Source organism: Mycolicibacterium helvum (assembly GCF_010731895.1).
GTDB lineage: Bacteria > Actinomycetota > Actinomycetes > Mycobacteriales > Mycobacteriaceae > Mycobacterium > Mycobacterium helvum.
Genome location: NZ_AP022596.1, coordinates 5,373,595 through 5,399,894 on the forward strand (window position 1 = coordinate 5,373,595; position 26,300 = coordinate 5,399,894).

23 protein-coding genes are annotated in these 26,300 nt (G+C 63.8%); 15 read left to right on the forward strand and 8 right to left on the reverse strand.

What is annotated here, in order from left to right:
* Positions 1 to 75: 75 nt before the first annotated feature.
* From G6N38_RS25240 to G6N38_RS25265, 6 genes are all read left to right on the forward strand, one after another.
* On the forward strand, positions 76 to 1,020 hold the full coding sequence (locus tag G6N38_RS25240) for an ImmA/IrrE family metallo-endopeptidase (RefSeq protein ID WP_163750782.1): 945 nt from the start codon (positions 76 to 78) through the stop codon (positions 1,018 to 1,020).
* Positions 1,021 to 1,115: 95 nt separating this feature from the next.
* Complete coding sequence (locus G6N38_RS25245; RefSeq protein WP_163750784.1) at positions 1,116 to 1,313, forward strand: hypothetical protein; 198 nt, start codon at positions 1,116 to 1,118, stop codon at positions 1,311 to 1,313.
* A gap of 1 nt (position 1,314) precedes the next feature.
* The gene (locus tag G6N38_RS25250) at positions 1,315 to 2,553 is read left to right on the forward strand and encodes an SAVED domain-containing protein (protein ID WP_163750786.1); all 1,239 of its coding nucleotides are present in this window, start codon (positions 1,315 to 1,317) and stop codon (positions 2,551 to 2,553) included.
* A gap of 10 nt (positions 2,554 to 2,563) precedes the next feature.
* On the forward strand, positions 2,564 to 3,718 hold the full coding sequence (locus G6N38_RS25255; protein WP_163750788.1) for a nucleotidyltransferase domain-containing protein: 1,155 nt from the start codon (positions 2,564 to 2,566) through the stop codon (positions 3,716 to 3,718).
* Positions 3,705 to 4,118: a type II CBASS E2 protein gene (locus G6N38_RS25260; RefSeq protein ID WP_163750790.1), complete on the forward strand. Its 414-nt coding sequence runs from the start codon at positions 3,705 to 3,707 to the stop codon at positions 4,116 to 4,118. The genes G6N38_RS25255 and G6N38_RS25260 overlap by 14 nt, the downstream gene beginning before the upstream one ends.
* 581 nt (positions 4,119 to 4,699) lie before the next feature.
* Entirely contained in the window at positions 4,700 to 6,094 is a 1,395-nt protein-coding gene (locus tag G6N38_RS25265; RefSeq protein WP_163750792.1) for an AlbA family DNA-binding domain-containing protein, read from the forward strand.
* A 247-nt stretch (positions 6,095 to 6,341) separates the two neighbouring features.
* Here the strand turns inward: G6N38_RS25265 and G6N38_RS25270 are convergent, their stop codons facing one another.
* Positions 6,342 to 6,992: a TIGR03086 family metal-binding protein gene (locus G6N38_RS25270; RefSeq protein ID WP_170314185.1), complete on the reverse strand. Its 651-nt coding sequence runs from the start codon at positions 6,990 to 6,992 to the stop codon at positions 6,342 to 6,344.
* A gap of 63 nt (positions 6,993 to 7,055) precedes the next feature.
* Here G6N38_RS25270 and G6N38_RS25275 point away from each other — a divergent pair, with 63 nt between their 5' ends.
* From G6N38_RS25275 to G6N38_RS25295, 5 genes are all read left to right on the forward strand, one after another.
* Positions 7,056 to 8,210, forward strand: a complete 1,155-nt coding sequence (locus tag G6N38_RS25275; RefSeq protein ID WP_322790545.1) for a helix-turn-helix transcriptional regulator — start codon at positions 7,056 to 7,058, stop codon at positions 8,208 to 8,210.
* Between the two features lie 569 nt (positions 8,211 to 8,779).
* A complete protein-coding gene (locus G6N38_RS31060; RefSeq protein ID WP_163750796.1) occupies positions 8,780 to 12,232 on the forward strand; it encodes a hypothetical protein in 3,453 nt (1,150 codons plus the stop codon).
* A gap of 544 nt (positions 12,233 to 12,776) precedes the next feature.
* Positions 12,777 to 13,646, forward strand: coding sequence for an LLM class F420-dependent oxidoreductase (locus G6N38_RS25285; protein WP_163750798.1), 870 nt, complete (start codon positions 12,777 to 12,779; stop codon positions 13,644 to 13,646).
* A gap of 2 nt (positions 13,647 to 13,648) precedes the next feature.
* Entirely contained in the window at positions 13,649 to 13,897 is a 249-nt protein-coding gene (locus G6N38_RS31270) for a helix-turn-helix domain-containing protein (protein WP_407662819.1), read from the forward strand.
* Positions 13,898 to 14,191: 294 nt separating this feature from the next.
* Positions 14,192 to 16,408 (forward strand): arylsulfatase, encoded by a 2,217-nt coding sequence (locus tag G6N38_RS25295; protein ID WP_163750800.1) that lies wholly within the window; start codon positions 14,192 to 14,194, stop codon positions 16,406 to 16,408.
* A gap of 10 nt (positions 16,409 to 16,418) precedes the next feature.
* Here the strand turns inward: G6N38_RS25295 and G6N38_RS25300 are convergent, their stop codons facing one another.
* Positions 16,419 to 17,123, reverse strand: coding sequence for a TetR/AcrR family transcriptional regulator (locus G6N38_RS25300; protein ID WP_163750802.1), 705 nt, complete (start codon positions 17,121 to 17,123; stop codon positions 16,419 to 16,421).
* A gap of 84 nt (positions 17,124 to 17,207) precedes the next feature.
* Between G6N38_RS25300 and G6N38_RS25305 the strand changes: the two genes are divergently transcribed.
* Both G6N38_RS25305 and G6N38_RS25310 read left to right on the forward strand, forming a co-directional pair.
* Positions 17,208 to 17,849 carry a GAP family protein gene (locus tag G6N38_RS25305; RefSeq protein ID WP_163750805.1) on the forward strand — a complete coding sequence of 214 codons (642 nt, stop codon included), beginning with the start codon at positions 17,208 to 17,210 and terminating at the stop codon, positions 17,847 to 17,849.
* 169 nt (positions 17,850 to 18,018) lie between these two features.
* Entirely contained in the window at positions 18,019 to 18,795 is a 777-nt protein-coding gene (locus tag G6N38_RS25310) for an alpha/beta hydrolase (RefSeq protein ID WP_163750807.1), read from the forward strand.
* Positions 18,796 to 18,831: 36 nt separating this feature from the next.
* Here the strand turns inward: G6N38_RS25310 and G6N38_RS25315 are convergent, their stop codons facing one another.
* Complete coding sequence (locus tag G6N38_RS25315) at positions 18,832 to 19,407, reverse strand: TetR/AcrR family transcriptional regulator (protein WP_163750809.1); 576 nt, start codon at positions 19,405 to 19,407, stop codon at positions 18,832 to 18,834.
* Positions 19,408 to 19,498: 91 nt separating this feature from the next.
* Between G6N38_RS25315 and G6N38_RS25320 the strand changes: the two genes are divergently transcribed.
* A complete protein-coding gene (locus G6N38_RS25320) occupies positions 19,499 to 21,490 on the forward strand; it encodes an FAD-dependent monooxygenase (protein ID WP_163750811.1) in 1,992 nt (663 codons plus the stop codon).
* 443 nt (positions 21,491 to 21,933) lie between these two features.
* Here G6N38_RS25320 and G6N38_RS25325 read toward each other — a convergent pair whose 3' ends face one another.
* The 3 genes from G6N38_RS25325 to G6N38_RS25335 form a co-directional block, all read right to left on the reverse strand.
* A complete protein-coding gene (locus G6N38_RS25325) occupies positions 21,934 to 22,518 on the reverse strand; it encodes a TetR/AcrR family transcriptional regulator (RefSeq protein ID WP_163750812.1) in 585 nt (194 codons plus the stop codon).
* Positions 22,518 to 22,934, reverse strand: a complete 417-nt coding sequence (locus G6N38_RS25330; protein WP_163750814.1) for a VOC family protein — start codon at positions 22,932 to 22,934, stop codon at positions 22,518 to 22,520. The genes G6N38_RS25325 and G6N38_RS25330 overlap by 1 nt, the downstream gene beginning before the upstream one ends.
* A gap of 334 nt (positions 22,935 to 23,268) precedes the next feature.
* A complete protein-coding gene (locus tag G6N38_RS25335) occupies positions 23,269 to 23,835 on the reverse strand; it encodes a TetR/AcrR family transcriptional regulator (protein ID WP_163750816.1) in 567 nt (188 codons plus the stop codon).
* A 97-nt stretch (positions 23,836 to 23,932) separates the two neighbouring features.
* On the opposite strand from G6N38_RS25335, the gene G6N38_RS25340 reads away from it, so the two are divergent.
* On the forward strand, positions 23,933 to 24,787 hold the full coding sequence (locus tag G6N38_RS25340) for an alpha/beta hydrolase (RefSeq protein ID WP_163750818.1): 855 nt from the start codon (positions 23,933 to 23,935) through the stop codon (positions 24,785 to 24,787).
* A gap of 156 nt (positions 24,788 to 24,943) precedes the next feature.
* Here the strand turns inward: G6N38_RS25340 and G6N38_RS30855 are convergent, their stop codons facing one another.
* Positions 24,944 to 25,129: a type II toxin-antitoxin system PemK/MazF family toxin gene (locus G6N38_RS30855; RefSeq protein WP_246227433.1), complete on the reverse strand. Its 186-nt coding sequence runs from the start codon at positions 25,127 to 25,129 to the stop codon at positions 24,944 to 24,946.
* Complete coding sequence (locus tag G6N38_RS30860; protein ID WP_246227434.1) at positions 25,126 to 26,253, reverse strand: PucR family transcriptional regulator; 1,128 nt, start codon at positions 26,251 to 26,253, stop codon at positions 25,126 to 25,128. Before G6N38_RS30860 ends, G6N38_RS30855 begins: the two co-directional genes overlap by 4 nt.
* Between the last annotated feature and the right edge of the window lie 47 nt (positions 26,254 to 26,300).

Genomic DNA, 26,300 nt, shown 5'->3' on the forward strand with positions numbered 1-26,300 from the left:
ATCGAAGAAGCGCAGGCACAGGCGAAGTGCATAGAAGCTGCCGCCGAGAGCCTCCATCCCGGTGCAATCGCGAGGTTGCGTGTAGACCCGCTTGGCGAATTGAGGAATTGGGAGGATCTCGCGGTCATCGAGATCGACGAGTCTTTGGACAGCTCGGCGTGTTCGGTCGCCGGCAGCTACCAGCCAAACCCACCGACACTCGTCGTGACCAAATCCCTGTCTCCCGCCCGTCGTGGGTTTACCGCGCTCCATGAACTCGGTCATCACCTGCAGCAAACCGATATCGGCCTGGGTAACGCGGTTTTCGGATACAGCGATCCGGATCAGTTCGAGGAGGAGGCCTGCGACGCCTTCGCGGCTGGAGTCCTGCTGCCCGATGAGGAGCTACGGGCCCGAATAGGTCCGCGTGGTCCGACCGCACAGGATGTGGTCGACGTGTACCACGTCCACTCATCTGCCTCGAGAGAGGCGTGCTGCGTGTGGGCCGCCCGGCACCTGCAGGGCGCGGGGGTCGTGGTGTTACTCGACAGCGCAGGCGTGGTTCGTTTCGCAGCACCGAAGAGTTTCATACCGCCGGCGAAGGACTCCGACCAGTCACGCACTCCGCTGATCGAAGCAGCACTGCGAAACCGCGATAGCGGAGCCAGCCGTGACGAGACATTCGTGATCTACCGGAACGGAACGACCAGCGACACCATGTATGGGCAGGCACGCTGGTTCGACGCCAACTACCTCGTCGCCGTCCTCGCCCGCGACAACGTCGCATGGAAGTCTCTCGCCCTGCCGCGTCCTCACAGCGGCAACCCTGGCAGTCCTCGATGGTGGACGTGCGAAACCTGCGACGATTCGTTCTCCGTCGCTGAACGCTGCAGCAGGTGTGGCGAACCGCAGTGCACCAACGGCCATTGCGGATGCCACGCCAAACGCGCCGCGAAAGACAAAACTTGCCCCCGCTGTTCCTTTGTCCTTCATCCGTCGCGATTCGACGAAGGCAGCGAAGTGTGTCGAGACTGCGTCTGATCAGGCCAAAGACGACGAGCCGGACGATTCCGGCGGTGTGACGTCAGACCTCAGTGAGAGGGTCACAGGGCCCTCCGGTCTATCGAGGAGACGTCATGCCCTATCGCAGCGCGATCAGCGGCCGCTACATCAGTAAGGCGGCCGCGGCCCGCCACCCGAACACCTCGGTGCGCGAATCACCCGGCTCGAACAGCGGATCTGGGACCCACTACCGCAGTGCGGGCACCGGTCAGTACGTTCCCGCGTCCGAAGCGGCCAAGCATCCGAAGACCACGCTCCGTGAGAAGGGCTGACGTGGGGTCCCAGGCAACCGCACGCGGCGTCGATAACGCACTCGCCTCGAACAAAGCTGTCGGCCCCGCCGGGCAGACCCGCACCGTTTCCGAACGCATCGCCCGGCGAGTATGGGTCGCGGCGGGTGGTCGCTGCACGATCTGCAATCGTTATCTGCTCGACGACGAGACCACCGGGCAGGATGTGATGATCGGGCAGCTCGCCCACATCGTCGGCTGGTCCACGGCCGACGGGTCTCCTCGAGGCTCTGAGGACCTGGACACAGCGCTCCGTAACGAAGCCGACAATCTGATGTTGCTGTGTTACGACCAGCACAAGGTCATCGACGAGAAGTCGCTGTGGACCGTGTACGACACGGACACCCTGCGCTCGATGAAGCGCATGCATGAGTCTCGGGTGCGTGACCTCACTGCGATGGGTCACGACAGGTCAACAACCGTACTCAGAGTGGTGGGAAGCATCCACGACCAGGCCGTCGATCTGACCGATGCCCGCATCCGAGAAGCTCTCTTCATCCGTAACCGATTCCCCGACTGGACCCTTCGAGGATCCGACGAGTACGAGGTTGACCTCCGCGCGCTGCCCGGTGAACGCGCCGGCACCTCCGTCTACTGGGCTTCAGCACACGCTCACCTTGACGAGCGAATCGGCCATCTGCGCAGGATGGTCGCCAAGGGCAGCGTCACTCACCTCTCGGTCTTCCCCCTCGCCCGCATCCCGGTGTTGATCCTCCTGGGAACGCTTCTCGACGACACCGTCCCCGTCGACCTCTACCCGAAGCGGCGCGACGGCGACGAGGGCTGGGGATGGACCCCCACGGCGGACCGTGTCGGCTTCGGCTTCACCAGGGCCCGCCTCGGCAGCGACCCCACGATGGTGGCACTACTGGTGTCGGTTTCCGGCTCCGTCGATCAAGACCGGCTGCCAGACGAGATCGATGGCCGTTACACAATTTACGAACTCCGACCGACCGACACGCTCCCAGCCCCAGGGCTGATTGGCAGCGCAGACGCACTCGATGCATTCAGCCAGACCTGGCGTGAGGTCCTCGCAACCGTCGAAGCCCAGCACCACGGTGTGCAGGGCCTCCCCACGTTCTCTGCCGTACCCGCTGCCGCGGCCGTCAGCATGGGACGACACCTCATGCGCGCCGCACACCCTCCCCTGCACATCTACGACCGCGTAACCAGCAGCGACACATACGAATTCACAACATCGACAGCCACAACAGCACCGTGAAGAGGAGCTCATGACCACCCCGACGATGAATCCACTGTCAGCCCTACTCACGGGAGCAGTAGACCTTCTCGACATCCCACCCCATCTCCGGGATCTCGTCGTTGCGCGCTACCAGGACGTCGGCCAATTCCTCGCCGACAACGGTGGCGATCGCTGCAGCATCTACCCGCAAGGGAGCTTCCTGCTCGGCACCGCCATCAACCCACCCCAGCAGACCGAATACGACATCGACCTCGTCTTCCGCGACGGGATCACCAAGGACGAAACCTCCCAAGCCGAGCTGAAGGAGCGCGTCGGTGACATGCTCGAGGCCTACAACGACCACAAAGTCGGCGCGGAGGACGCACCCGATGACTTCTCCGAAAAGCGTCGATGCTGGACGCTTTCCTACTCCAGTCAGGGATTTCATCTCGACGTGCTGCCGGCGGTCATCGACACCGAATTCAAGAAGTCACCGAACGGGATCCTGCTCACCGACACCAAGTTGAGGCCATGGCAGTACGCGAATCCCAAGGACTACGCGATCTGGTTCCGCGATCAGTCCGAGGAGATGCGACGCAAGATCGCCGCCAGCGCCCGCGCTGAAAACGTTGCCGATGTCCCAAACTGGGCGGTGCGCTCAACACTGCAGCGACTCGTCCAGGTGTTGAAGTGGCACTGCTACCTCGATTTCGCCGACGACATCGACAACCGACCCCCGTCGATCTTGATCACGACTCTTGCAGCTCACGCCTACAGTGGCCAAGACGATCTCGGCGCGGCCATCCTTGAGGTGATCGACGGAATGCCGAACTACATTTTGAAGTCCGAAGGACGTTGGCTGGTGCGCAATCCGGCTCAGCCCAAAGAGAATTTCGTCGACAAGTGGAACGAACCCGACACCGCTCATCGGCGAGAAGCGTTCAACGGCTGGCTTCGTAGGGTCCAACGAGACATCGAAATCGCCTCCGAAGCAAGAGATTCAGGTCTCGACATCCTCGTCGACCGCCTCAGCGATACGTTTGACCGAGGGGTGCTCGAGAAGTCCGCGGCCAACTGGGCGCGGACCACCGTGGACTTGAGAGGGCAGGCAAGGCTCGGAATCTCCTCAGGTACAGGTGCACTCGTGATCGGCTCGACGCGCCCAACTCCCCGGCACGGGTTCTACGGCCGTGGCCCGGCGTAATGAGTACCTGAACGTCAGCCAACAGGCATTCGCCCTCCGCAATCTCCTTCCTGACGCGACGATCACGCTCAGGCGCGGCACACGCCTGACCATGACCGCTGACCTTCAACCGACTCCGATGTCCCGCCACTACAGAGTCAAGATCGATTACCGGCTCGGTGCATTGCCCGAGGTAAGCGTGATCGCGCCGGAACTGCAACTCCATAGCGCGGCTGACGAACTGCCCCATACGTTTCCAGGCGAGAAGCTGTGCCTGCACCTCCCAGGTGAATGGTCACCCAGCATGTACATCGCGCGCACTACCGTCCCGTGGACCAGCGAATGGCTGTTCTACTACGAACTCTGGCTCATCACTGGGACCTGGGAGGGCGGAGGCCACGGTGAGTCCAGTTCCGCATGAGGCGGGGCGCATTGCTTCTTGCGACATGGCCGGCGTATCTCGACGGGGGCCGCAAATGCTCGAGCGTGACGTGTACGCGGACGCGGCCGCCAGTCAGCCTTCTGGGTCGCCATTACGGAATTGACAACTTCACTGAGACAAACAAGATCGCAATCGTCTCAGTCAAGATGGCATTTCTGCAGGTGGCGGATGACAACATCACTGAGACCGGACAGTCGTCGTCATTATTTCTTCCCCCATATATGAATGATGATGATGCCGTTGCATAACAACAAAGCATTACCTACCGCTAGTAAATCCATCGCACCCAGTTCGGCCATGGTGATATGCATAGAAACGGGTATGATTCGGTGCGCCCCAGGATATTCCGATTAGCTCCGCGTGCCTTGGTCATGCGCCGCAATGAGTGATTCATCGGATGAATCACGAAACTCCAGCCCGTTGCGCCCGCAACCAGGTTGGCTCTATGCGCGGGGTCCGCGGCCGAACGTGGCTGACGGACAATGCGATATCCAAACAAAGACCGGGTGCAACGACAACTCCGCAACCCGGGTTTGGCAGGATGGAGGACACTGACAGGTGTGCAGAATTTTCCGCGCCTCGCAAAACTATTCGGGTGCCAACTGGACAAGCTCGATGAGCCGGCTATCCGCGCAGCCATTGCCGCGCGCATTCCCGAGGGCGACGACCTCGATTTCAAGCAAGCCCATCACGATGAGCCGGACGAGCTCGCCAAGGACGTTGCGGCTTTTGCGAACAGCCGTGGCGGCCTGCTCGTACTCGGTGTCGCCGAAGACGATGGCTGCGCCAGCTTCGCGAAGCCGGTCGATATCAGTGATCAGATTCAACGCCACATTCAGCAGGTCATGGCCAGTCGGATCCACCCATTCGTGCACGGTGTGGAGCTTCGGGCCATCCCTACTCCCCAGGCTGGTCACGGGTTCCTGCTGCTTATAGTTCCGGCGAGCTCGCAGGCCCCACACGCGGTCGTCGAGCCTGGTAGCGACGGAAGTTTGCGCTATCCGGTGCGGGCTGGCACGACAACGCGTTGGCTGTCTGAGCATGAGTTAAGCGTCCGTTACGCCGACCGATTTCAGAGCAAGTCCGCCGCGAGCACTCGGCTCGACGAAATTCACACCGAAGGCCTGGCAAGGATCGCGGGATGGCGCTCTCCGTGGCTAGCGGTCAGCGTGGCTCCGTTGGTGCTCGGCTCCCGCGGCGTCGGAAGTGAACGACTCGCGGCCGAGATCGGCTTCACCCACTCCGTGTGGGCGCCGATAGCCACATCACCGTTCCGCAACGGCCAGGCCGTTTCTGGCCGCCTCGTTGCGGGCCGAGCCCGCGCGATCTTGACCGAACACATCGGATACGCCGGCCGATCCGAACATCCGCATGCCGAACTGTATTACAACGGTGCGGGATTCGCTGCTACGGACCGTGACCACAAACTCGCCAACGATGGTGCGCTCGTGGCTGCAGGCAAGGACCCTAGCGCCGATGCCATCCTGCAGGACGCCCTAGAAGTTCAGCTGCTGGCCCTGTTGTGGATGCTAGCCCAGCATGCCGCCGATACCGGCGCAGCTGGTGAGTTGCTGGTCCGTGCCCACCAACTCCCCCGGCAGCAGACCGGTTCCGGCCGCGTCGTCACGCCAGCGCAAATGTGGGAGCCGACTAGCTTTGCCGCCGATGACAACTGGAATGTTTACACGATTGCAGATGGCTCGTTCCTGATGCCACACCAAACTCAGCCGGTTGACACCACTGTTTTCTTGGACGAACTGGTAGGCAACGAACGTCGAACTGTGCAGGTGGCCTACGACATCGCCGCTGATCTGCTCGGTGACTTCGGCGTACCCGAGCCGATGATTCTTCGACCAGATGGCGAACTCAACGTGCGGCGGTTGCACACTTCCCGTAAGGACGCTATTACGGCTTGGGCTGAACCACTCGGCCTGGCGGCGCCACCCACTGTGTAGGTGTGGTGCCCCTCAGGACACGACTGGCAACGGGCTGGCGGCCCACGCCCGGCAGCGGGACCCTCACACGCACCATCGCGGTACCGCACTCCCCCAGCCTCAACTGCATCGCTATTGCGCACACGCCCGCAGACGAATACGACCGAACCGAACATGGCGGGTTACCGGTAAAGTGAAAGTGGTATTGCCCAGCGGCCCAACGGTTCTCGCCTATCGCGCAAGGCCGAGGAATGCCATCATCGCCCCGTCAGGATCGGCGGAGTGGATCCCGGCCATTCCAGGCGACGAGGCGGTCGATGGCGGGGGCGTCGTCGGAGATCGGGACAGCCTCGGCGAACGGGACGCCGACCTTGTCTAGGCCCCTCGCGGCCGAGATCTCCTCGTAGAGAGCTCGGCGGTTCTCGGCCGGGAGGATCTGGCGTGCCCCGTCGAACGCCGCGGCGACGACTGTGTCGTCCCAGTCGGGCTGCTGACCGGTCGCTGTCGCAAGGTCCCACGTGTGGACAGTCAGCTCGGAGAAGTAGGACGCCAGCACCTCGGCGCCGTTGCCTTCGATCCACGGCAGTGCCATGGGGCGTTCGAGCACGGCGTCGTCGCTCCAGGCATCCGCGGCTCGTCTCCCCGACTCCCGCCACGCATCGAGCCAGCGATCGTCGGCGACAGCGGTGTCGGTGACTGCGAAGGGATCTTCGCCGTTGCCGAGCGCGGCAACCCGGTCAAGCACGCCGATGAGGTGGGCGAGCAGTGCTCGCACGTCCATGTCTGTGCATGGCGTCGGGTCCGTGAGTCGCTCTGGCCGGACGCCGGCAATGACGACCCCGCTGGTGGCGATGGCACGGTCGAGGATTGGCCGGGGATCCTTGAGGTGGTCTGTGGTGGAACTAGTCGATGTGATCATGGCACCATTGTGCCGACCTAAACCGGTCACCTTGTGGCCAGTTTGATGTGGAAGTGAGGTCGCATGCGAGCCGACCGGCTAGTAGCCATCCTCCTCCTTCTACAACAGCGCGAGCAGGTCACAGCATCGGAGGTCGCTCTGGAGCTGGAGGTGTCCGAGCGCACCGCCCGCCGCGACCTCGAAGCGTTGAGCGGCGCCGGGGTTCCCGTGTACTCCATGCAGGGACGAGGGGGCGGGTGGCGCCTCCTGGGCGGCGGTCGCACCGACCTGTCCGGCCTGACGGCGAGCGAGTCTCGCGCTCTGTTTCTGGTTGCCGGACCCGCCTCGACGGTAACCCCGGCCGTGAAGGCTGCTCTGCGCAAACTCGTACGCGCGCTGCCCGAGCCCTTCCGGGAGCAGGCAGAGGCGGCCGCGACATCAGTTGTCGTAGACCCGCGACGCTGGGGATCCAGCCAGTCCGAGCCCCGACCACCCCGGTTTCTCGACGAACTTCAAGAGGCGGTGATCCGCGGTATCCAGGTACGGCTCGGCTACGTCGACCGTAAGGGCTCGGAGACCGAGCGGACCGTGCACCCACTGGGCATCGTCGCCAAGGGCTCGACGTGGTACCTGGTCTCCAATACGGAGGCCGGTCGACGGACCTTCCGGATCGACCGTGTCTCGTCGGTCGAGTTGACCGACGATGCCGTCGAACGGCCCGAGGGATTCGACCTTGCCGAGAGCTGGCGCGAGATCGCCGACGAGGTCGATCGAAAGCGCACTCCCCTCGAGGCCCAGGCCATGTGCGCTCCCGACGGGCTCGGTCTGCTCCGGATGGTGCTCGGGGGCCGCCTCGAAGTTGGCGGTTCCACGCCCGACGGCCGGATCGAGATCGTGATCCGCGGCCACAACGAGTACGCCCTCGCAGGCGAACTTGCCTGGCTCACTGAATGGCTCGAAGTCACCGGCCCGCAGGGCGTGCGCGACCACCTAGCTTCGATCGGCGGTGCGCTTGTAGCGCGGTACAGCAGAGCCGGGCGCCACTCGCTCAGCGACCTCGCAAACACTGAGGCCACGCACGCTCCCGACACACCGCTGCCCGCGCGGACTCGCCTGACAAGTCGCACGGTCTCGCGCCTCGGCCCCATGGGTATCCCCGATGGCCGCTGGCCGACGGAACGGGACGCGCCCACTCCCCGTCCGGGCGAACCAGTTTCGGACCAACCATCAAACCGCTGAGCTGCCAATTGCAGCGATTCAATCCGGAGCAACCGTGCTGACAGCCTGTGGCAGGTCGCCGGTGGCAATCCGCCGGCCCACCGCGGCAAGGAATACAGCGAAATCGAATACGGCGGGTTAGCAATAAACTACTGCATATTGCATCTGGTGAAGCATTGCCTGCGGCGGCGTGATGTTGTCGCCGTCCTCGTCGTGTACACACGCTACGGTCACCTCTGCCCCGGAGGCGGCAACGCCTGGGCTACCTCACCTTCGCTGAGGACAAGGCGGCCCATCCGTATGACGAGGTCTTCCACGACACCCCACCTTGCGCTCCGAGGGGCCGCGACTTCACTGATTGGCCTATGCGCCAGACGATTTTGGAACAATGGGAACCGGTCCGTTGCGACCGGTGCGGGATACCGCTGATGCGAAGCGGTTGTCGGCGAACGACATCCAACATGGCCGGCGAACTTTCGAGGTAGTTATAGACACGTGAGATAAATCCATTTATGCTGCTGACTTGCTGTCAGTAGCCTGTGCGCGGGCGGCACATGCAATCTTGGCTACTACCGGGGGAAGTTGCCGACATGAGTTCGACTCAGCGCTGCGAAATCGTTGCCGACGTCGTGGGGAACCTGCGTGTCCTGCCGGCCGAATTCGGTGGTATGGCTTCTTCGAGGTTCGGCGCCTTTGGGCACCAGCGAGTACTGACCTGGGTAGGCGCTTCGGCTGTGGCGCTAGGCATCGGTGCCGCGATCGCGTCTACAGCCGCGGTGGCCGCCGCGGACACCGGGGCGTCCGGCAGGAACGGATCGACTTCGTCGAGTGGCCCGTCGACCGGCAAGACATCCTCGAAGGCAACAGGGCACGCCGGTCCCGCTCGCACGGCGAAAACTCCATCTCAGACAAAGATTTCGTCACGTAGTTCCGGGGCTGGCGCCAGCGAGACCACCAAGCCCGGCTCCCCCGCCAGTGCAGTGTCGGCGCAGACGAGTCGCACGAGCGAGGTCGCCCCGCCCACCGATACGAGCGCCGAAGTCGCCACCCAGTCGCCTGCGATCGACTCAACGGTCTCAGTCGCGAAAACTCCGAGGTCCGCGCAGGTCGGTGTTGGTGGCGGCCTCGATTCGCTACTCAGCGTTTTCTTCAGCAACGGCACCGCCGCGCATCCCAACGGCGGCATCATCATCGGCAACGGTTATTCCTACACCGCCGACACCTGCCCGACGAGCGCGTGCAACGGTGGCCGCGCCGGCCTGCTCGGCAACGGCGGTAACGGATACAACGGTGGAAATGGCGGCGCTGCAGGCTGGTTTGGCGACGGCGGCAAAGGCGGCTCTGGTGCCACCGGCATCAACAACGGCGCCGGCGGCAACGGTGGCAACGGTGGCCTGATCGCGGGCAACGGCGGCGCCGGGGGCAACGGTACGCAAACCCAGGGCGGGGCCACGGGCGGAAACGGCGGATCGGCCGGTCTGTTCGGTAGGGGCGGAAGAGGCGGAAATGCCGGCGTGGCCCTCGGAGCCGTGGGCGCCAACGGTGGCAGAGGCGGCAACGGTGGCGCGTTCGTGGGCAATGGCGGGACCGGCGGCATCGGTGGCGACGCCATCGAATACGGCGGCAAGGCAGGCGCGGGCGGCAACGGTGGCAATACCGGGGTGATGTCGCTGGGTGGTGTCGCCGGAAACGGCGGCGTCGGCGGCAAGGGCTCCTACGGCGGGAACGGCGGAAACGGCGGAAACGGCGGCATTTTCGCCCTGTACGCCACCGGTGGCGTCGGCGGAACTGGCGGCGAGAGCCCATTTCTCGGCCACGGAGCCGACGTCGGTGGCAACGGCGGCCATGGTGGACGCGGCGGTCTGTGGATGGGCAACGGCGGCGCCGGCGGCGCCGGCGGCTACGGCGGCGGTGACGGTGGCGACGGCGGTGACGTGGGGGTGTTGTCGGTGTTTGGCCGAGGCGGCGCCGGTGGCGCCGGTGGTATCGGCCAACAAGGGCGCGCCGGCGACAACGGCACCGCGGAGGATCCGAATGGCTACGCCGGGTTCTCCGGCACCGAAGGAGGCAGCGGCGGCAACGGCGGCAACGGGAGTCTGCTTTTCGGCGTCGGTGGCAACGGTGGCAACGGCGGCAAAGGCGGCTGGGGCGGCACCGGCGGCAAAGGCTTCAGTTACTGGACGGCCACCTACAACGTCAGCACCGGCAACGGAATAAACGCCGGCGATGGGGGCACCGGGGGCGACGGCGGACCCGGCGGAGCCCTGGGTGGAAAGCCTGGCCGCGGCGCCTACCTGTTCGTAATGCCGTCGGGCGGGTCGGCCGGCGCCAGCGGTGTCGGCGGCCAGGGCGGCCAAGGCGGCGGTGGTGGAAACGGTGGAATCACCAACGACTCCAATGGGACTGGTGGTCTCGGCGGCCGGGGCGGTGACGGCGGAAAAGGCGGCTCAGGCGGTCAGAATAGCGACGGCGGAAACGGCGGCTGGGGCGGCAGCGGTGGGCGAGCAGGCTGGGGCATAGGTACCGGCGGCCAGGGCGGCGACGGCGGCAACGGTGGCACGGGCGGTGCCGGTGGCGCCGGAACCGCCACCACCGCCGCCGGCGACGGCGGAACCGGCGGTGTCGCGGGAGCGGGTGGCCAGGGCGGTCAAGGCCAATACAGCGACGGCGGCGACGGCGGCAATGGTGGCAACGGCGGTGACGGCGGAGCGGGGGGCACCGGTGGCCCCCGCCAAAGCAGCGGCGGTGGCGGCGGTAGCGGCGGTGGATACGGCGCCGGCGGCACCAGCACGTACGCCACGGCGGGCGACAATGGTCAGTACGGCAACGGCGGGAACCGGGGCCAAGACGGTTCCCCAGCTTCGGCGTCCGCCGCAGCTGTGGTGACCGTAAGCGACTCTGCGACAGCCAAACTGACCCGCGCTGCCGCGGCAGCCTCGGCGTCCCCGTTTGCTGCGCTGCAATCGATGTGGACCGCGATGACCCACCAGTTGTCCTACATCTTCTTCAACCAGGCACCCACCGTGGCACCGAGTGTGTGGAGCCAGTGGGGGCCCACCAAGCTGATCACTGTGGACCTCAATGCGGCCGGCAACAACGGTTTCCCAGTCACCTACTCCATCAAGACGCAGCCGAAGTACGGCACGCTCACGTTCGACGAGAAGACCGGCCGCTACAGCTACGTCGCGAATCCGGAGTTCGTAAACTCAGGCATCAGCGACAGTTTCGTGATCACCGTCAACAATGGTGATAGCGCGAAGTTGCCCGGCTTCGCCGGCTTCGTCCAGTCGACGCTGCACTCGGTCGCGGTCGCGCTCGGGATCGCCAAGCCGGACACCATCGACCGGCAGGTCAACGTGACCGTCACCGGCACAGGCGTTTACGGCGGCAACGTGGTGGAGCTGGCGCAGCTGTACCGGCTACAAAGCTACGGGAACTGCCTCTTGATGGCGTCGGCGATGGCGGCGGCTCAAGTCACCGGATCCTCAACCGTGGCCGAGGACACTGTCGTTCAGTGGGCCAAGGAACTGGATAGCGTCGCCTCCCCTGGGCGAAAGATGTACCTCAGCGAGCGGATCGAGCTGGGCGCGTCACCCAAAGATGCCCCGCGGTTGTTGGAGCAGCACTGGGCGGTCACAGCGGTTAACACCGACTACGCGACCTACGACGCAAATGGCAACCGGATCGCCAGGGCGACCGCCGCCGACGGGCAGCGTGCGCTCAACGACATGGACGCCGCCCTGGCGCAAGGCAGCGCGATCACCGTGGGTATCAACAGCAACTCGCTGTATTCGTCGCGGGCCGGCTGGCGTGCCCCATCGGCGAATCCCGACTTCACCACTTACAACCACCAGATCCAAGTGCTCAGGGTGGACACGGTCAACGGCAAGGTGTGGGTCAACGACAGCGCGTTGGACAGCGGGGGGCAGGAATTCAGCCTCAGTGGATTCATGAAGGCATGGGGGGCAACGGACTACAACCTGACGATCGTCACGGCACTTCCCCAGTCAGGAAGCAGCGACTCCGCAATCAGTGTGGTGTAAGCGAAGCCCGCCGCCGCGCCGACTGGATACTTCAGCGACGACCGAACATTAGTGAAAGTGGGGATGCCCGAAAGCCCCGCATGCGCCGACAAGATGCGCGAAAAGATCGAAGTGGGTTCGGGCTCGGCTCTCCGCTGCTGCAGTGTGTATCGTGCAAATCCACTGGACCACGCTAATTTTGGCTCGATAGTCGCTTTCGCTATGGAGCGTTGCAGGCGACCGCAATGCCATACGCCCGATAGCCGCGCCCGACTATTAGCGCGGCAAGCTCGTGAGCCCAACGCGCGATACTGAGGTCTCCGAGGATCTCGACGTTCACGCGGCGCTCGACAACGCCATCATCGAAGTCGGCAGGTTGACACCTTCGGAGATCCGGCACGACTACACGACGTGTCGAGTGCCGGTGACCCAGCCAGATGCATACCGGCAAAAGTAGACAGTTAAGACTGCATATATTAGTGTCAGTGGTAGGCCATCGGACCAGCGCGACACAGCGACTGGTCGCCATAGCGACCGCGCCACAAGCGAAAGAAGCACTTAGACAATGGAATTGGGCGTACACTATATTGACTTCCTACCCGGGGAACCAGCCCGACTTGCGATGATGCTCGCGGACTCGGCACGGGCTGCAGAAGAGGCCGGGGCCGCTATGTTCACCCTCGCCGATCACCTATTCCAGATGGAAGGCGCCGGACGTGCCGAGGATCCGTTCCTGGAGGGATACACCAGCCTGGGTTACCTCGCCGGCCAGACGCGAACGATTACGCTAAGCATGGCGGTCACTGGGGTCACCTACCGCTATCCGGGAGTACTGGCGAAAATCGTTACCACACTTGATGTCTTGTGCGGTGGTCGCTCGATGTTGGGCATCGGAGCGGCCTGGTACGAGCGCGAACACATCGCTCTCGGAGTGCCGTATCCGTCGCTGCGCGACCGGTTCGAGATGCTCGAGGAGGCTCTCCAGATCTGTGCCCAGATGTGGAGCGACGACAACGGTCCATTCACTGGGAAGCATTATCAGCTGGCGGAGACGATCTGCGCTCCGCGGCCAGTGCGTCGCCCGCCCATTCTTATCGGTGGCGGTGGTGAGAAGAAGACGCTGCGATTGGTCGCCCAGTACGCCGACATGTGGAACACAACGTCCTCCGATCCGCAGGAACTGGCCCATAAGATCGATGTCCTGCGGCGACACTGCGATGACGTAGGTCGCGACTTCGCCGAGATCCGTCTGACCGCAGCGCTATTCACCGCCGATCCATTCACAGGTGACGCTTTCATGCGGACCGCCGAGACCCTCGCCGGCCTGGGTGTTGACCTAGTCAACGTCGGACCGCTGCCAGGTAACCCGGATCCGGCCGGGTTCATCCGACGCCTCGGCGAGCAGGTAATACCGCGCCTAGCCAATCTGGGCTGACGTTGCGCGCGATTGCCGACCGACTCGGACGAGCCCCGTCGACCATTTCTCGGGGATTGCGGCGCAACAAGCCCGCCGGCCGGGCATACGCCGTGCTTTCCGCGCACGGCGTGTCGATCAGCCCGTCCATCCAATGCAACACGGCGGCCTTCATCTCTGCACTCATCGGCGTGGAGTCCGCCGGGAGTCGCTGTCCACCAACGCTATTCATTACTCACTTATCGGTGGACTGGCCAGGACATTGGCGCTGATCTTCGCCGGCCAACTCGAGCCCAACAATTTCCATATATCAGGTTCGATCGATCGAGATCCCCTATCCGCTTGGGTGTTCCGTGCCGTCATCATCAGGTGCGCGCGCTATCGTCGCCCCTGGTCGAGGGCGCGAGAGTCTGTCGCAGGCTTGACCCCGCGATTGGGGCGTAGCTAGCGCGCTAATCAACAATCATGGACTGCCACCTCCGGTTGATCTAGGCGACGATCCTGAGGCAATTGACTCATACTAATGAGGTACCATTAAATGTGTTCCTGTGAGGCGAGGAGTCAGCATGGATACATACGACGCGGCCAAGCGTCCGGGCGCCCCCAATGTGGTCATGATCGTGCTGGATGACCTCGGCTATGCCCAGTTGGGCTGCTACGGATCAGATATTCGAACCCCGGCCATTGATCGCCTCGCTCGCGAAGGGTTGCGATACAGCCGCTTTCATGTCACTGGATTGTGTTCGCCGACACGAGCATGCCTGCTCACTGGCCGCAACCACCACTCGGTCGGGATGGGCTTCCTTGCCGACATCCCGACTGTCCACCCGGGCTACACCGGCAAGATTCCGGCCTCGGCGCCAACGCTGCCGCGCTTGCTGCGGGATTCCGGGTGGAGCACGATGGCCGTCGGCAAATGGCATCTGGCGCCGCGCGGCGAACGAACGAGTGCTGGTCCGTTCACCCGCTGGCCGTTGGGACTCGGGTTCGAGCGCTACTACGGCTTCCTGCTGGGCGACGCGAATCATTGGGACCCACAACTGGTTCGAGATAACACTTATCTTGACGGCCCTGATGTGCGCCCAGCCGGCTACCACTTGACCGAGGACCTCACCGATGAGGCGATCAGGATGGTGGTCAGCCAGCAACAGTCAGCGCCCGGCAAGCCGTTCTTCCTGTACTTCGCCACGGGGGCCATGCACTCACCGCATCATGTACACAAGAGTTGGGCCGACGCCTATGCGGGGCAGTTCGACATCGGTTGGGACGCCTGGCGAGACGAGGTGTTCGCTCGACAGCTCGCCGAGGGCGTGGTGCCCGCAGGTACCACGCTCACCGGCCGGCCGGATTGGGTTCCGGCTTGGACCTCCCTCACTGCAGACGAACGTGCCGTGTATGCGCGGATGCACGAGGTGTATGCGGGCTTTCTGAGTCATACCGACAGCCAGATCGATCGATTGATCCGCACTCTGGAAGAACTCGATATCTTGGACAACACGCTCGTTCTCGTCATGTCCGACAATGGGGCCAGTGCAGAAGGGGGCGTGGCGGGCACCAGCAACGAACATCGGTTCACGCATCGGGTGCCAGAGTCGCTGGCCGACAATCTCGATCGCCTACCGGACTGGGGTGGCACGTCAGGGTATCCACACTATGCGTGGGGCTGGGCGTGGGCTGGCAATACCCCTTTCCGTTTGTGGAAGCGCTATGCCTGGCTGGGCGGCACGCGCGTCCCGCTGATCGTGCATTGGCCGCAGGGCATCCGTGACGGCGGCGCTGTCCGTTCACAGTTTGCGCACGCGATCGACGTCATGCCAACAGTCCTGGAAGCCTGTGCAATTCAGCCTTCGGCCTCTGCCGAGAGCTCCGAGGGCGGAATGCATGGGGCGAGCCTGTTGCGGACATTTCACGACGCGGCGGCGCCCGAACCCCGATCCACCCAGTACTTCGAAGTTGTAGGTTCCCGATCCATCATTGCCGATGGCTGGAAGGCCACGACCGATCATGTGGCCCAAGGCGTGATGGACGAGGAAGCGCTGCTTGAAGGAAGCCGGGACTTCGCCGCCGATCGATGGTCGTTGTTTCGGGTCGACGACTTCTCCGAAGGTCACGACCTGTCGGCGAGTCACCCCGACGTGGTATCGCGATTGGCCGCGCGGTGGGAAGCCGAGGCCGCTCGCTACAACGTTCTGCCACTGAGTGATTCGCTGGTGACGCGAGCGGCGGAGATGGTATGGCCCGAATTCCCGCCCGGGCAGCGTGTGGTGTTGCGCCCGTCGGGGGGGCCGGTCGCCGATGAGGCACTCCCCTTGCTGTACAGCCGGTTGTTCGCTGACGTCGAGGTCCCGCCGGAGGATGCCAACGGTGTGTTGTTTGCGATCGGCAACTGGACCGGAGGGCTGGCGGCATTTGTGATCGAGTCCAGGTTGCACATTGCTGTCGCCGCCCCGGGCGGCGACAGCATGGTGCGAGCCGATCGGCTACTGGTGGAGGGCCGCCACAGCGCAGGCTGTCGGTTACATCGCCTCGACGGCGGAACCCGAGTGGAGGCGGTGATCGACGATACCGTCGTCGGCTCTGTGATGGCCCGGGTGACGCTGCCCCATGTGTGGCAGCATGGCGGGACATCAATGTTCTTGGGCCGAGACCGCGGACTGCCGGTATGCGAGCTGTATCGACCACCGTTTGTGTGGAAGGGTCGATTGCATTCGGTGACAGTAGAATCCGATCTGGAATCGCTACCAGGTCAGGAACTTCTCCGGGCTGCGCTCAAGTCTGAATGACCGGACGCCGTCAAGGACGCAATGCCTCAACAGTTTCCGCCGACGCCGGCGCGTGGATGATCGCAGTCAGCGAATCGATGAGGTCCGACACGAACATCGCGGTGGGCGGCGCATCAGTTGCGGTTGTCCGTTGTCGCTGATGGTCGGCAACAGCGTTCAGGCAACTGATATAGAGAAAACGAAGCCGCGCCGCGGCGACGGCTTCGGGGAGATGTGATAGATAACCCCAAATAAGCTGATTGAGCTCTTGTCCGTGCTCGGTCAACGAGGGGTCGGCCAAGATCCACGCGTGCCCGCCTGGTTCGCCGTATCCGTGAAACAACAGCTGAGCCACCAGCTCGACATGGCGCTCCCCCCGCTCAATACTGCCAACCTGAGGCAGAACCAAGGCCTCGAGGAGGCGTCTGAGCTCGACCGGCTGATCGCCCGAGCGCGCCTGGTCGAGCAACCGTCCCCGATCCTGGTCGATACGTTCGAGACGGTCTTCGAGGATGGCCTTGATCAGCTCCTCTTTGGATCCGAAGTGGTAGTTCACCGCCGCGGCGTTGCTTTGGCCGGCGGCAAGTCTGATCTCGTTGAGGCTGACGGCATCGATTCCGCGATCGGCGAACATCGCTTCCGCAGTAGTGATCAGTTTGATACGCGTCGCCACCCCGCTGCTGTTCCGGCCGCGGGTGCGTGCCCGTTCCCGAATACGGTCCGACTCCGAGGGCATCGCCCGATCGTACGCATTTCCGACCCGAAGTATATAATGAGACCTCATTAGTCTTGTTATGGCGACGAGAAAGCTTGGTGCGCAATGCGGGTGGAGCTGGCATCGCTGGCGCTGGTCATCGCCGTGTCGCCGGCCTCGGTGCTTCCAGCGATCCTGATGCTCCACACGCCCCGTCCACTCGCCGCGGGATGGGCGTTCGCCACGGGCTGGACGTTGACCTTGGTAGCTGCGACATGGCTTTTCGTCGGAATCGCCGGGCAAGTGCCTGACGCCGCCGGTCCCCCGCCACACTGGATCCGACCCGCCACGCTGATTCTGGCGGTGCTCCTGATCCTCGCCGGCGCCGTCACCTGGATGCGTCGGGGGCGAGCCGCACGTGCGCCGGTATGGCTGCGAGCGCTGGATTCTGTTACTCCGCCGCGGGCCCTGATAGTTGCACCGGTTCTGGTGTCCCTGAACCCCAAGGTGCTCTCCGCCTGCGCCGCAGCCGGTTTCAGCGTCGGGGCTACCACGCAGACGAGCCTGATCCGGTTAGGTGATGTGGCCGGTTTCGCCGCGCTCGCCAGCGTGACCGTGATACTGCCGGTGCTGAGCTATGTCATCTGGCGTGAGCGCATGAACGCACCCCTGCAACGGCTCAAAGTTGTTCTGGAGCGCCATAATTCCGCGATCCTCGCGGTGGTCCTCATCGCGGTGGGGCTGCTGCTGTTACTGCAAGGCGCGTGATGACGCTGCCCTGATGTGAAGGAGAAAGCTCGTGTCCTTTCCTCACTCGCAATCCCACTCGAGGCGCGCGAGCAGACGATTGCTCGCTCTCCAGAAGCTCATGCTTTTGGCGACAGCAAAAGTAGGGTCTGGTCAAGACGTGGGCCGAACGCGCAGGATGACCCGTTCGATGGAGTCGCTCCAGCGGCGAGTGCGCGGCGTCGAGGAGGCCACCGACACGGTGTCCGGGGTGCCCGTTCGGTGGTTTCGTCCGGCCCGGGTCGGCGCAGGGCTGATCTTCCACGTGCACGGCGGGGCGTTCGTAGCCGGTAGTTCGCTGGCAGCCCGCGCCCATAGTGGCCTGGCCCGGCGTCACAGCGCCGAACTGGTGAGCGTCGATTACCGACCTGCACCGGAGCATCCGTTCCCCGCAGCACTGGACGATGTGTGGGCGGTCTATTCGGCGGTAGCGCATGACCGGCCCACAGTCATTGTCGGGGAATCCGCCGGAGGCGGGCTGGCCATGTCGCTGGTGCGACGGGTGCTCGACGAGGGTTTTGTCGCGCCGAAAGGTCTGGTGACGATGTTTCCTTGGGCGGATCTGACCAACAGTGCGGACAGCTTCCTGCGGAATGAGCACCGAGATCTGCTTTCCCGGGAAGGTCTTTCGCGGAGCGCTGCGGCCTACGCCGGTGACCATGATCTGAAGATGCCGCTGGTGTCGCCAATCTACGGCTCCTTTGCCGACTTTCCTCCCACACTGATCGTCGTCGGAACCCACGACTGTCTACTCGATGACTCCCGCAACGTCGCGACCCGAATGGGTGCCGCCGGTGTAGAAGCCACGCTTGTCGAGATAGCTTGCGGATTCCATGGTTTCGTTCTGTTACCCACTCCGGAGTCGAAGAAGGTCCAGCGGGACATATCGTCCTTCGTCGGTACTGCGCTCAACGATCAGTGCGGCTGAGGTTCTCGTTTCGCGGGCCACGCGATGCGCAGGGCCCTACCGCAGGCCGTGCTCGAGGAGATCGAAGATTGCGTTCAGCGCGTTGCGTGGATCGGGCTCGTCGCCGACAAACTGCGGGATCTCCAGGACGTAACGAGCCACTGCGCGAGCGGTGATGTCGTCGGATGGCCGACCCAGTTCAGCTGCAATGGCCTCGGCTAGAGGTGCCTCGCAGCGGATCCAGAGCTTGCGTGAGTACTCGCGGAGCGCCGGAGTGGTCATAATCAGTTCGGTACGTCGGACGAACGTGCGCGTGGGATTCTGTTCGAACGGCCCCCTGCCGGCCATGAACTCTCGCAGCGCGGTGAGCACCGACGTCTGCGGCGGCCGGCCATGCACTGCGGCCAGCAGACCTTCTCGTCGTTCCACTCCATCGTCGAACATGACGGCCGGTTTCCCGTCGGGAACGTGTTTGAACAGCGTGGGAACTGATACGTCGACCTCGTCGGCAATGTCTTTGACCGCCACGGCGTCATAACCACGGGTGAGAAAGAGGCGCTCGGCCGCCTCGGCTAACGCGCGGCGCGTTTGCGCATTCTTGCGGGCGCGGCGGCCCGGCGCATCAGTCGTCACCGGCTCATCGTAGCGAGTCGTGACAAGTTGCTAAGAACATTTACTCAATATATAACGTTAGTGACTAAATAAATCCGAGTTGGGAGTGCACATGGACGGCAAGACATCCGATCGCCCGACCGCCCTCGTCGTCGGAGGTAGCCTCGTCGGCCTCTCGGCGGCAGTCTTCCTCGCCTCGCAGGGAGTACCGACGACGCTCATCGAGCGGCATCTCGGCAGTTCGCCACATCCTCGCGCCATCGGCTACACCACTCGGACCATCGAGTTGTTCCGTAGCGTCGGAATCGAGCTACCGCCGAGCGCGCAGAACGGTCCACCGCGTCGGGCTCGCGTCGAAAGTCTTACCGGACAATGGTTCGAGGAGTACCCGTGGTCGCCACCGCTGCCCGCGGCCGCCGCAGGAGATGCAGCTGACCACTCACCGGTGCGCGCCAGTGCACTAGCCCAAGACGCTCTGGAGCCCATTCTCCGCGAACGTGCCGGCGCTCTCGGGGCTGATTTGCGGTTGGGTTGCGAACTGGTGTCCTTCCGTGACAACGGTGATGGTGTGACTGCCACCGTGCGCAGACGGCATGACGGCAGCGAGTACCGCATTGATGCGGACTATCTGGTGGCTGCCGACGGAGCCGACAGTGGGATCCGGAACAGTCTGGGCATCGGCCGCACGGGACGAGGCCTGCTGTCAGTGCAGCGCAGCATCCTGTTCCGCGCGCCGGAGTTGGACCAGTATCTGCGCCACGGCATCGTGCAATTCGAGATCGAACAACCCGGATTCGATGCCTTTCTGACCACCTACTCGGACGGACGCTGGGTACTGATGCTCAAGGACGACATCGACCGCACGGAAGAGGATCAACGGGCCGTCATCCGGCGCGCCACTGGAATCGATGACCTCGCGGTCGAATTGATCACCACGGGACGTTGGGACCTGTCGGCGCTCATCGCCGACCACTTCAGTTGCGGAAGGGTGTTTCTCGTCGGAGACGCCGCACACCAGCTCCCACCTAATCGCGGTGGTTACGGTGCTAACACCGGAATCGCTGATGCCCACAACCTCGCCTGGAAGATCGGCGCAGTGCACACCGGCGGCAGTGAGGCGGCGCTCCTCGATACCTACGACGCCGAGCGGCGGCCTGTGGCATGGCTACGTCACCAGCAGATTTTCGCCCGCGCTGACTACAAGGCCTACATCGACACCCCCACCTCGGATATCGAGATCATCGACGACGTCGCGATGGAACTCGGCCAGCTCTACCGCTCCGTCGCTCCGGCTGATACGGCCGGCCAGCTGCCGGACGCCCGCAGACCCGAAGAGTGGGCCGGGCAGCCCGGCACCCGGGCGCCACATGTATGGATCGCTCCACGTCGCTCGACGCTCGACCACTTCGGCCGAGGCTGGACTCTCGTCACCGGCTCCGAAGCGTGGCGCGGTGCCGCGCAGTCAGCCGCCGGCCAGCTCGGAGTGTCGATCGAGTTGCTCTGCTTCCCCGCTGAATCGACGCAGCACGCCGCCATCGCGAAGGCGTACGGGCTGGGACCCGGCGGAGCTTGCCTGGTGCGCCCCGACGGCTACATCGCATGGCGCGTCATGACGGCCCCGGCCGACCGCTCGGCGGCGCTGACGGACGCAATCAGCTATGCCGCAGCACTCCCCTCGCGTCCATCGAAGTGGGACGATCAGGCCGCCATCATTGACCTGACCGCGCGTTACGCCGACGCGATCAACCGTGGCTGGGCCGGCAAGACAATTCAGCCCGAGAGCGTTGCCGACATCTTTACGCCGGACGGCGTATTCGAGCACCCCGGCGCGGACCCGACCATCGGAGCTGCCGCGATCGCGGCAGCGTTACCGGACGCCACGGCTTCGGTGCCCTTCGCCATGCATGCCTTCCTAAGTCCCGTCCTCGTCGTCGACGGTGGCCATGCCCGCGGCCAGTGGCTAATGTGGGTCGCCGCCGACGACGGCGACGACCCACGCGCCGCGTACCTCGGCGCCGACATCCAGTACACGCGCACCCCGGGTGGATGGCGCATCCAGTCGATCGTCATCACACCCGGGATGCGCGTACCGGCTCACCGATGACGTGCTCGCTCGACACGCCGATCCACATTTCCACCTACACCGCGAGCGCCGCATCCGCGGCAGCCCAGTTGGTTTCGACCATGTCTGCGTTCTCGTTCATGCCGCCATCATCAGACGCTGCCACGACAACGGTATGTCGGTGTTGGAGCGTCAAGTCGAGTGACTTTGCCGATCACGCGCCCGGTTTCGCGGCAACGACATGCAGCGAAGTTCTAATCTCCGCTGCTACCGGAAATGAGCCCCGCCGCCGAGTTCGACTGCGTCGGCGTGGGGTGGGCAGTGCGGGCTGCCTGTTCGCCGGACAACTTCGGCTTCCCGGCCCGCAGCACCTGCCCTGGCCCGTCGACTTACCTCGACCAACATCTCCCCGGGCGTCCGTCGCCGCTCACCATCGCATCGGTGAGCGCTTCGCCAATCGGATCCGCGCAATGTCCGGCATGTTCTCAACTGGTGCCGGCGTGCGGGGCCACGGCCAGTGAAGCCAGAACGGCATCGACCGTCTGGGCGACAAGAGCGGCATCGACCGGTAGATGCCGAAACAGAACCCGGTAGTACACCGGCGCCGCGAGAGCATCGAGCACGAACTCCATATCGAACGACTCACGAATCACGCCCCGCTGCCGCGCGGACTCGAGGGTCTGAGCGGTGGACTCTCTCCGAGGAGCGAACACCCTCCGAAGAAAGTCCTCGGATAGATCTGGAGAGCGGGCCAGATCTGATACCAACGCCGGCAGAATTGCACCCAGAGTCGTGCCCCCTAGCGCAGCGGCCAGTGTCGTGATGCCGACGATCAGATCGGCCCTGAGGTCGCCGGTGTCGGGAGTCGGGGCGGCACCGAGTTCACTGACGACGGTGTCGACGATCAAATGCCGTTTGGAGGGCCACCGGCGGTACACCGCCGGGCGGTGCACCCCGGCACGAGTGGCGACCTGGCCGATGGACAGATCCGCATAGCCGACCTCTGCCAACAACTCGAGCGTCGCACCCAGGACTGCGTCGTCGATATCGGCGTTTCGGGCCCGTGCCATCAGAAGACCGGTTTCGGCACCAGGACCACACGCCAACCGTCGGGATCTTCGAACGTCATCGCGCCGACCTGATCCCAGTACGGGTTCTCGGCCGCCACAGGTTCGTGTCCAGCCTCGCCGAATCGTTCAACCACGCCGTACATGGCGAATTCGCCGGGGAAATACAACACCAGCAAATTCTCCTGCGACGGCGCTGGACAGGGACTGCCGGCCTCGTGTGAGGTGAACTCGAGGTGGTAATCAGCATCTGGAAGCCCGAGCATTACCCCGTCGTACCCGGAGTGTCCGACGAATCGGTACAGCTCGGGAAGCCCGATGAGGTCCCGATAGAAGGCGACCACGTCATCCAGACGTGCTGTCGGACGTGCGATTCGCACTTGGGCTACAGGGAGTTGGTCGGGCCAGGTGATGTTCATTCCATAATAGTACGGTACGTACCGTAACTCCTCAATCGGGGACGTGACGACGAGCTGCTGGCCCGACGACGCATACCCGCGCGCTCGCCAAGTAGCTGTCAGACCCTCTCGCCCAACGCAATTTGCAACTGGGTCAGTGCATTCATCAAGCTGATGCTCGCGGTGAGCCCGCGCCCAGCGTCGCTCGCTGGATGATCGCCTGGCCCACCCCTCAGACGGCGCGCAATATTCCTGGGGCCAGTTCTGAACGCCCCGATGGGGCCATTTCAGGTTGACATAGCCATACTGATGGCGGCCCGGTCTAAATCGACACCGGACATGTTTGTAGATCGCGTCATCCCTTACTCATACGCAGGATCAAGGCGACCGCGTCTTCCGAGTGAACTGCTGGAGTCAAGACTTTTTGCAACAGCAGACCGCGAAGCGCGGCAATGGCGACGGTCGCCATGCTCAGCGCTTCCTTGGCGTCGCGCCCTTCACGTTCCGCGAGCGAAGCCAGCATCGTGGTCAGATCGTTGAGCGAGTCGATGAACTCGCGAAAGTCCCCCGGGTTGTACGCGGCCAGTCCTACGACGTGAAAGAAGCCCTGGACACGCGACAACCGCCCCGGCCTGGCGTAGGTCCGCCAGATCGCCATGACGAAGTCGTCAAAGGTGTACTGCTCGGCGGTCTTGACAAGCGCCTCATTGTCGCGAGATCGCTGCCCTGTGAGCATGGCCGCCAGGACGCCCGAGAGTGACCCGAAGTGGTACCGCAGCAGGGCGTGGCTGGTGCCGGCCTGGGCGGCGACTTCACGCAGCGACATCTGTGGCGAAGGAAGGTCCTCCCCGAAGGCGTCGAGAAGCCGAGCCAGAATGCGGTCCCGGGCGTCGCCGCTGCGTCCCACGCTTGACAAGATCACTCCCGCAGCTTATCCATTGGAAAAGAATTTTCCAATGGATAAGAGTTGCTAAGGGTGCCGCGTTGCGAGGCGCCCGCCGAGTTGTGAAGGACCTTCGATGAGCCCTATGTGGCAAGGCTGCCTCGCCGGCACCGACTATTTCGAGATGCGTTCCAGCGGTGGGCACGACTACGGCATCTGGGTCACCACCCCACCGGGCTACGACCCCGCCACGACGCAAGCGCCTGTCGTGTATGTGCTCGACGGTAACTTTGCGGTGGGCATGACTGCTCCGCTGATCGTGACCCAGATGGATCCCATGCAACGGATCCAGCCCTACATCCAAGTCAGCGTCGGCTACGCGGGCGAAGAGGCACAGGACTGGGATCGGCTGCGCAACAGAGACTTCGTGCCACCCGGCGAACCTGTCGCCCAAGAGCTCATCGACGCCGTGGAGATCGGGCTACAAATGGGAGCGCGGACACGCGAGGAGGCCGACGCCTACCTCGCCGAATTACGCGACACCCACGCCGATGCATTCCTGAGCTTCCTCACCGCGGAACTGCACCCGCGGATCGAACACGACTATGGCACAGCCACAAGCGGTCACGGACTCTTCGGCTACTCCTACGGCGGACTCTTCAGTCTCTACACCTGGCTCACCGGCGCCACCCTCTTCGAGAGCATCGGAGCGGGCAGCCCCGGCGTCATCGCCGAAGACAGTCTGATCTTCGCCCAGCTCGAAGAGATGGGTGACAGCCACCGTGCCGCCAAGCTTCACGTGACCCTCAACGACCGCGAGCTTCTCGGAGACCTCGCCGTCTACCAAAGCCTCGCGAAGAACACGACTACCATCCTTCACCGACTCACCTCACGCAGCGAAGCGGTCACCAGCGAGATCCTGCGCGAAACGCACCTCACTGGCCTACAGGCCTCGTTCCTCAGCTATCTCAGGACCTGCCGTCCTCTGTAAGCGCGAACGTCGCCGCTCCGCACCACCGCTGCGCCTATTGTGGCGCAACTGAGTATCTGCACAACGGATTTCGCGCCCAACCTCGACCTGCGGGACCGGTCAACGGGCTTACGTACCGCTGGTGGCCGTATTACATTGCTGTCAAACGGTTCTCGCCTATCGCGCAAGGCCGAGAAATGCCATCATCGCCCGTTCGACCTCGACGACCTGCTCCGCTGTCAGCCGGCCCACCCGGACATGGACATTCGACCTTTTGACGGTTGTGAGCCTGTCGATCAGCACGTCACTGTCGTGATCAAGTCCGGATAACCGGCCTTCTCCGCCGGCAATCCGGATCCTCACCAGCCGGATCGTGGGGCCTCGAGCGCCAAGGCGACTTGGGCCAGCCAGAAGTTGTCGGTCAGTGGTCGTCCGGTGAATTCGGTGAATCGACGCAACCGGTAGTTGACGGTGTTGCGATGACAATGCAGCTCTGCGGCCGTAGCGGATACGGATTGGCCGAGTCGCAACCAGGTGTAGACAGTGGTGAGTAACGGTTCGGCTCTGTCGGGTGGCAGTTCGAGCACCGGCCCTAGGGTGGCCGCCACGACGGCTGCCGCGGCATCGGGGGCGCTGGCGAGCAGCACGGGCAAGACGTCACGGTTGTAGCGAGTGATCGGTCTGCTGGTCGCGGACGCTGCCATGGCGACTTGTGCTTGGGCGCGGGATTTCGAGCAGTCGGTGACTGCGGTGAAGGGGCTGCTGAGACCGATCAAGACCGGCACGTCTGAGCAGATGCTGCCGGCAATGCTGTCCAGTACGTCGGGGTCGTTCCGACGCATCGACACGATTCCGATTTGCGAACGTGCATTGAGGCGAAACCACGCGTCCTGTATAGCGGGATGCGAAGAGATCATCGTCTCGATGTCGCGAGGCGCATCTCCGATCGATGTGTCTTCGGCGCCGGTGGCCGCGATGACCGTCAGGTGTCCTGTCCGCGGGAGACCGAGCGCGGCGACGGCGTCCCAGAACACCGCTCCGATGCTGGAGTCGTTGAACAGAATCGTATCCAGCAGCGCGGCGCGCACTTGTTCGTTGCGCCGCGCATCACGGATCTCGAGCTCGCGGAAAGTCGCATGTGCCCGAAGCGAATTGGTGTTCATCCAGGCAAAGATGGACGGTGTTGCCGCTATCAGTGCTTCCTTTTCGATCTCGTCTGTGTCAGCCAGAGATGCGAGCTCGCCCCAGATGATCGCCGCCCCAAGCCTGTACGCGTGCAGCAAGCTGGAAAGTGTCAGGCCCTGGCTGGCGCGGTACCGAATTGCGGAGTCGAAACTCCGGTGGCCAGGATCGGCTCCGAGGTCGATCCAATCCAGCATCTCGTCGAGGTAAGCGGCGATGTTGTCCTGAACTGTGTTGCCTCCATCGTCACGGCCGAGAAGGTAGTCGGAAATTTCACCGCGCAGCTCAGCGAAAACCTTGGCCACGATCGCCTCCGACTGTTGCCGGATGCGATTGGTGAGATCGGTCCCTG